Genomic DNA, 8,178 nt, shown 5'->3' on the forward strand with positions numbered 1-8,178 from the left:
GCACGCAACGCTGTGACCAGGGAAAACACACACCGGTCCTTTAGAAGACAGGACCACACGAGAGACACGAGAAAACTCTCAACAAGAACGAGAGAACCCCACCCCAGCAAGCCCCCAGCCCCGCAAGACCACACTCACACAGTCTCAACCAAACCGGGAAACCCCCAGCACAAGACACCCCTACACCGCAACTACACCCCCACGAAACGACACCCAACAAGCCCGACGACTGCCATGACCGCTTGCCGTACACAACACTTGTCCGCTGACGTTGCCGTCAACTACTGCCGTCAAACACAGATGTGCCCCACCGACAACCATGCCGGTGGGGCACATCTGTCTATTTCGAGAACGGCCAGGCAACCCGAAGGATCAGGGTAGCCATGCGGCTGGCACGGGTAGGACTACAGTCGGTCCCGAATTTCTAGCCAGGCGTCAATATTGCGACTGGTCTCTTTGCTCGTCACCGCGGACGATACCCACGGAAGGGCTGACAAGATTAGTTCGACCTCTTGCAGTGCGGAGAATCTGACATCCACCTCGCTGCTCACAGAGAACTTGCTCCCGACGGGTGCATAGAAGTCGTCGCCGGCGGCCAGGTACTCCGCCTTCCTGGTTTCGGATGCCGCAATTGCACGTTCACGCGATAGCGGCATTCGATTAAGCGCAAGTTCGGCGGCTCCGTCCGGCATCAAGAGTTCAGGCAGGCCGACGACCGGTGGGTCGAATCGCAGCGCGATGGCCGCGAGTCGGAGAATCCAGTACGCCCCCATAGGCGGCCTGATTCCTCCAATGTCGACCGCCAGTCTGGCGACCTCCACACTAAGCTCAAAGTCGCCTCTACGTCGGCTTGCGGCCACATCCCTCAGGGGGCTTACGCTGGTCTCCAGCGATTCGAAAACAGCCAACCACCATTGCGGGAAGCTCCCATCAGGAAAGCGTCTGCGGATCCAGTCGGAGATGCCGTCAACTGGGATGCGCCGAATCTCCCGAAGATCAGACTCCACTCCCATTTACCGAGCCTTCCCGCCATAGTCTCTAATCACTGCCAATGGAACCCTGATCCCGGCTCCAGCGAAGGCGTCGACGCCTCGCTCGATGAACGCGGCAGCACACTGCGCACAGGATGGCGTGTAGTGGCCCGTGAAGTTATCGAACGACGAGATCGCACCGCCATTTCGGAATGTCACCTGCCCCGCGCCAATAACTGGTGCACCACCGCTGGCCACTGTGTGGTGGATGCCAGGTGCGGCTCGAACCATGTTCAAGTTTCCTGCCTCCCCAACAGTCCAGAGGAAGCTCCCACCCTCAGATGCTGCTCGCGAGAAGTCGGAAGATCCAGCAGCCATCGGGGAAATGCCAGCGAAATCAGCCTCCATCATTTCAAGCCCAAGATCGTCGGGCCTGCTATTGGAGATTGAGCCAGTTCCGCAATTGTGAACGAGGACCGGGGTGGCGCCTGCCAGCACATAGTACGTGTGGATTTCTGCGATGGTGAGGTCGTGGGTCCGCTGGCGCCTGTCGAAGGAGCGGACGCCTTCGAGAGTGACCGTGTCGCCGTCCGGGGTCCGCAGGGTCATACCGGCGCGCAGGTTCCCGGCCTTGACCCAGTCCCCTTCGGATACCGACCAGAACGGGTGCGTGGTCGTGGAGACGAGGGATTCCTCAGCACCGGGCCCACCCGTGACGGTCAGGTCGACGAAGTGTTTGTCGTCCTCGGTCGTGATCGTGCCGACCACGTTTCGGACTGTCGTCTCACCACTTTCTGGGTCGGTGACGACGACATCGTCCCCGAGTTCGATCTCTTCGATCGGTTTCGTGGTTCCGTCGGCGAGAAGTACCTTCGTACCTGGCAGGAAACTGTGGGGGGCCGGGCAGGCCCCGGCGTCTCCCTTTTTCAGGGCGTTTGCTGCCTTCTTCCTCGCGGCGGCCAGAGCGTCCTTTGCCTTGGACAGGCCGTCCTTGGCTTTACTGACGGCCTTGCTGGCGTTCCAGTAGTCCTTGGCTCCGCCCACCAGGTCGCCCACGAGGTTGACTACGCGCTTGGCGAGTTTGGCTCCCTTCGCCCAGTTCCATGGCGCGCCGTACTTGGCGAGTATCTTGCCCGCGAGTCCGCCTGCGAAGCTGCCCGCGATGTTGAGGAGAGTCTCGCCGCAGGCGCCTATGTCACCGGTGGATACGCAGTCGAGTGCTGCGTCGATGCCGAGGATGTCCCTGGCGATCTTCACCAGGGCTTTGGCCGCGGATGTAACACGCTTCTTGGCGGCGGACTGCTGTCCCTGGGCGCCCTGGAGCTGGTTGGAGGCCTGGTCGACCTTTGCTTCCTCCGGCGTCTTCTTGCTGCTGGCAGGAAGGCCTCCCGCGCATTCGATGAGGCCCTGGAGACACTCCGGGATGGCCATGCCGCTCGGGTCGGCGTGGGTGACGGGGGTGTTGTTGGCGTAGGCGTAGCCGTTGATCTGCTGGGGCTGGGTGTGGTCGATGATCGGGTCGACGGATATGAACTTGCCGATGACCGCGTCGTACTCGCGGGCGCCCAGATGGGTCAGGCCGGTGGACTTGTCGATCGTGCCGCCGACATAGCCCTTCTCGCCTGGCCAGGTGCCGGACGTCGTGCCTCGGTCGACTCCGTAGGGGTCGAAGCGGCGTTGGGATACCGCTCCGGTGACGGCGTCGATGGCGAGCTCGCCGGTGCCGTGGTGGTCCCCGGCGGTGAAGGACAGCTTGCCGTCGTTCGTGCGGACCGCGACCGTCTGGTTGGCGTGCGAGTAGTAGCGGGTGGCCTCCTTCTTGGTGCCGTCCGCGGACAGCTTCAGCTCGACGCCGGGCAGGTAGACCGTCGTGGCCGTCGGGTCCTTGCGCTGGACCCGGTTGCCGCCGCTGTCGTACAGGTAGGTGGTCTCGGCTCCGCCCGCCTCCGTGGCCTTGGCGAGGTTGCCGGTGTCGTTCCATTCGAGGATCTGGGCGTCACCGCCGATGGTGCGCTTGGTGGTGTTGCCGGCGTCGTCGTACTCGTACGACGACTGGCGGTCGCCGGTGGGCGTCTTCTCGACGATCTTGGTGAGCTGGTGGGGGCCGTCACCGAGCGGTCCCGCGTCACCGTAGGTGTAGGTGCGGGTGATGTTCTTCGTCGCGTCGAGGCCCGTGTTGTGCGTGGTGTCGGATGTCCTGTTGCCGATGGCGTCGGTGACGTACGACTTCCAGTAGGGGGCCGGTCCGCCGAGCGGGGAGGCGCCGGGGGCCGCCTGGCAGGCCTTCGGGCCGGAGCCCTCCAGCGGTGCCGGCGTTCCGAGCGTGCCGCTGCCGCCGGCGTCCGTCGCGCTCGATGCCGGGCTCCATGCCTCGGCCAGCCGCTGCCGGTTGTCGTAGGCGAAACACTGGACGTCGGGCGAGGACACGTTCGCCTTGTCCGCGATGGACAGGACGTTGCCCGCGTGGTCGTAGGAGTAGGTGGACTCCTTCACCGGAGCGGGCGCCCCGTAGACGTCCACCAGCGAGCGGGTCAGCCGGTCGGTGCCGGTCTCGTAGTCGAAGGTCTGCCAGACCTTCTTCCCGGCGCCGGTGGACAGTTCCAGCTGCTGGAGGTGGCTCTGCTTGGAGTAGGTGGTCCTGGTGACGTACGGCGTCGAGCCCGTGAGGGTCGTCGGGCGCTGCAAGTCGTCGTAGCCGTTGACGAGCACTTCCGCCGGAAGGTCACCCGTGGCGGGGATGCCGGTCGACTGGAGGGTGCCGTCGCGGTTGTACTCCGAGGTGAAGGTGTACGTGCCGGCGAGTGATCCCTGCGAGGCGGGCACGATGTAGTTCGTCTTGGTCGGCCGGTAGAAGTCGTCCATCGTCTGAATGACGGTGCCGAACGACTCGGTCGGCGAGAGGTAGCTGATATTGGCCCATGCCTGGCCCAGCAGCCCCGTCTTGTCGTACCTGGTCTCCGTGAGGCGGGTTCCGGTGTCGACCTCGCCCTTCCAGGTGGACAGCGGGCGGCCGAGCTTGTCGTAGAGCGTGGAGATCTTCTTCTTGCGGCTGTCCGTGGACGACTTCGGGCGGTCGAGGGCGTCGTACTCCGTGGTCGACGTCCCCGTGTCGGGGTCCACGCTCTTCGTCTTGCGGCCCAGCAGGTCGTACTCGTAGCTCCAGACGTTCTGCTTGTCGTCCGTGACCGTCTTGAGCTGGTTCTTCGGCGTGTAGGTGTACTTGGTCACGTCGTAGCCGAGCAGCGGGTTCGGGGAGTCGCCCCGGTAGTGCCAGATCTCCTTGGTGTTGCCGGCGGAGTCCGTGACTGTCGTCGTGGGTACACCGCCCTTGGGCGGGTCGACCGTAGTGCGCTCACCGTTGTACGTGTTGGTCGTGCGCCACTGCTCGACGCCGGAGACCGCCATGACCTGCGCGGTGGCACGGCCCAGGCCGTCGTACTCCATCAGGCTCTGCTGTCCGACCGCGCCGTTGTGGACGATCAGCAGTTCGTCCGACGCGGCACCCGCGGCGTTGTATGTGGCGTTGGTCTTCTTGATCTTGCCGGTGCCGTCGTAGAAGGAGTCGGCGACCATGCGTGTGCCGTCGGGCCCCTCCGCCTGGAGCTGCCGCGGTCGCAGCAGGGCGTCGTACAGCTGGTACTCCGCGCCGTAGGAGCCGCTCTCCTCGATCTTCTCCGTCTTGATCGCGACGACCTTGTCGCGGCGGACGTTGTACGAGTACTTGATGCTCGGTGTCTGGGTCTTCGTACGGTCCGGGAGCCAGACCGAGGTGAGGCGGCCCAGGCCGTCGTAGGCCAGGTCGGTCCGCTTGCCGTTGGGGTCGGTCTGGCCCGACGACATGCCCCAGGCGGGGGCGTAGTCGGTGGTCGTGACGTGGTTCAGCGCGTTGGTGTTCTTGGTCTGGGAGATGAGGCCGTTGATGTCCGTGTACGCGGTCTTCGTCTCAGCCAGGCTCGCGTCCTTCTGCGAGAGCGGGCGGCCGAAGGCGTCGTAGGTCGTCGTGCCGGTGGTCTGGTAGGTGCCCGTGGTCCCGTTGTGGGAGGTCAGGCGTTCGGTCATCGTGGCGTCACCCTTGGTGGGGGCGGCGCCGAAGGCCTTGTTGTCGTAGGAGGTGCGCTCGTCCGCGTGGACCTGCGTCTTGCGGTCCGGGGTCACGGAGCACTTGACGCCGACGGCCTCGCTCCGCGAGGGCAGGGTGAGGAGGTTGGCGGCCGTGTTGTCCGCGTACCAGGTCCGGGTGCAGGTGTCGTCGGCGGCCGTGGAGAGGTCTCCCTGGTCCTCGACCTCCAGGACGCGGCCGGTGCCGTTGGACGTGTCGTACTTGATGGTGCTCTTCGTGGCCCGCCAGGTGCCGTTGGACAGGAGGCTGTAGCCGCGTGAGGTGTCGGATCGTACGAGCACCGCGTGGGAGGTGCCCCAGTCCCGGGTCTGGGTGGCGGTGGTGTACTTCCAGGGCTCGCTGATCACCTTGGAGACGAGCTTGGTGCCGTCGTAGGTGTGCGCTTCGAGCTGGTGTCCGGTGAACTCCTCGGACGAGGTGTACTCGACGCCCGTGGAGTCCTTGACCTTCACCGAACGGGTTCCGCCGTCCGGGTCCTTGTCGCCGTCCATGCCCTGCAAGTAGGAGTAGTCGATCCGGGAGGTCTGCTTGTCGGGGCTGCCGCTGGTCACCTTGACCTTGCCGTAGCCCTGCCAGCCGCCCCACGTGCGGTACTTGGCCTCCGTGATGCCGTCCGGCTTCGCTTTGCGCCAGGCCGCGGGGCCTTGGTAGTCGTAGCGGGTCGTGAGGCTGTCGCCGCCGCCCGTACGGTCGGTCTCGACGATCTCGGCCACCACGTACTTGTGGAACCAGTCCGTGATCGGCTCGATGGTGCCGGGCGGGGACCACTTCACCGGATAGCAGCGCTTGGTCGACTCACCCGGCTTGGGCAGGTTGGCCTTGGTGCACTCCGTCGCGGCGTAGTTGACGTCCAGCTGGGCGCCCGTCTCGCTCAGGACGGTCGCGAGGCGGAAGCGGTGGAAGGGGGCGATGTTGTCGCCGATGGCGTCGACTCGGTTGACGAGCTGCTCACCGAAGAGTTCGAGCGTCGGCAGCTTCGCCGCCGATCCGACCCGGCCCTCGTGGTCGACCTTCGACAGCCAGAGGGTCTTGGAGTCGTCACCGTTGTCGGTGAACAGGTGGGTGAAGGTCCACGCGTCCACGTCCTGGTACTCGGTGGCATTCTTGCGCATCTGGGTGGTGATGCCCGTGAGGCGCTTCGTGGTCCAGAACGTCTGGCCCACGGTGCACTTGGTGCCGGCCTTGCATTCCTGGTCGACCGGTGTGTCGGGCCAGTACTTCGCGTTCGTCTTGGTCCGCTTGGACTCCGCGCAGTCGAAGTCCGAGGTGGGCAGGCAGCGTTCGGCCACGTCGAACACGACGCGGGCGGGCGCCTTGGCCGCGTAGACCTGGCCCTCGCGCTGGCCGTAGTCGACCCGCTTCAGGTATCCGCCGCGGTGGTACGCGGTGCCGTTGACGTCCGTCTTGCCGTTCAGGGCGTAGTGGTTGGTCTCGGGGGCGTAGAAGTAGGACATCACGTTGCCGTGGGTGTCCTTGACGTGGTCCAGGCTCCAGCGCCAGGCCTGCTTGCAGTGGGCGCTGGTGAAGGTGGCGTTGTAGCAGGGCTCTCCCGTGTCATCACCGAAGACGGGGGCGGTCCAGGTGGAGTCCGTCGTCTCCTTGCCGGTGGTCCAGCCCGGCAGCCGGTTCAGGCCGAACCAGTACTCGGTGCCGTCGGACGTGGTGACCTTCCAGTGCTCGCCGTCGTTGTCGCCGTTCGTCGCACCGGTCAGCTTCTCGACCTTGGTGCCGTCGTCGGAGGCGAACTTCCAGTCGCCGGTCTTGTCGTCCTTGATGAGCTCGGACGCGCTGCCGTTGAGCATGATGGTCGCGTTGTCGAAGGCCCAGCACTGCTCGGCGGAGGTGGCGTGACCGTCGTCGGAGCACGGCTTGTAGCGGCGCTCGATGTACCCGGGGTCGTAGGAGAAACCCTCGCCGACCCAGGAGCCCTGGTTGTTGGTGACCGCGGTGCGGCCGTCCGCGGACTGCGAGGAGTAGCCGAGCCCGATGCTAGGCGACTGTCCGCCGGGCGTGGGGACCGTACGCAGCGGATAGCTCCAGCTGAAGCCGCCGGAGGAGTTGGCGACGCTCCAGCTGGCGGACGGGGCGAGGGCGGTCGCCTTGTAGCTGCCCTGCGTAGAGGAGGGGCTCGCGGCCAGGGCGACGAGCGGCGCCGCGCTCGGTGCTGCCTTCGCGGCGGAGCCGGAGGCGGGCGCGGCCTTCGCCTTGGCGCCGGACGCCGGTGCCGGGGCGGTCGGGACGTCTGCCGAGACGGTCCGGTCCTCGGCGCTGTTCACGGTGGCCAGGGGCTTGGCCTGCTCGGGGCATGCCGCACTGCCGGGGGTGGCCACGGCAGCGCAGGACGGGAGTTGGACGAGGTGCAGACGAGCGCCGTAGTCACCACCGTACGCCTCAGCGAACGTGGAGTAGTCCACGGAGAGGCGGACCTTCTCGCTCTTGTCCGTCCCGTCGGTGCTACCGACGCGCAGGAGCGCGCCGGCGCCTATGGCTGCGGCCTGCTCGGTGGGCAGGACGTCGACCGCGACCTCCGTCGGTGCGACCGGTGTCGCGGTGCGCTTCGCGGTAGCGGACGCCCCGGGCGTGACCGCGGTGACCGCGACGGGGAGGCCGCCGACGGTCTTCTCGACGGGGGACGTAGTGGTCACGGCCAGCTTCGCGCTGCCGCCCTTGGGCCAGACGGGCTTGTCCAGCTGCTTGACGGCGGCCTTCTTCGCCGGGTCGGCCGGACGCTTGGCGGCCGGTGCGTCGGTGCCTTCCACGGGGTCGCCGAAGTCCTGGACGCCGGGTCTGCCGCGCAGCTCCTGCCCCGGTTGCGACGGTACGGCCTGGACCGAGCCGCCGGTCAGGGCGAGAGTGAGGCCCAGTGCGGTCGCCATGAGCAACCGACGGGGCACGAGCCGGTTCAACAACCGGCCTCGGAATGCCATCACGTGTCTCCGCACGTAGTGAGGGATGGGAGTGAAGGGGCGGGGGGGGGGGGGGCCCCCGGGGGCCCCCCCCCCCCCCCCCCCCCACAAAAACAATGGGGGGGCGTGGCCCGGGGCCACAGACGCCGGGAGCGGCACCGCCCCCCCCCCCCCCGGACGC

The 8,178-nt window shown here is 66.4% G+C and carries 2 protein-coding genes; both read right to left on the reverse strand.

The genetic code is table 11. The features are described 5' to 3' along the window. Nucleotides 1-404: 404 nt before the first annotated feature. Nucleotides 405-1,013, reverse strand: a complete 609-nt coding sequence (locus tag ACIRR8_RS18650) for a hypothetical protein (RefSeq protein WP_404065680.1) — start codon at nucleotides 1,011-1,013, stop codon at nucleotides 405-407. Then, nucleotides 1,014-7,967, reverse strand: a complete 6,954-nt coding sequence (locus ACIRR8_RS18655; RefSeq protein ID WP_404065682.1) for a polymorphic toxin-type HINT domain-containing protein — start codon at nucleotides 7,965-7,967, stop codon at nucleotides 1,014-1,016. It abuts the gene before it with no gap. Between the last annotated feature and the right edge of the window lie 211 nt (nucleotides 7,968-8,178).

It is taken from the genome of Streptomyces sp. NPDC101178, assembly GCF_044767965.1.
Lineage (GTDB): Bacteria > Actinomycetota > Actinomycetes > Streptomycetales > Streptomycetaceae > Streptomyces.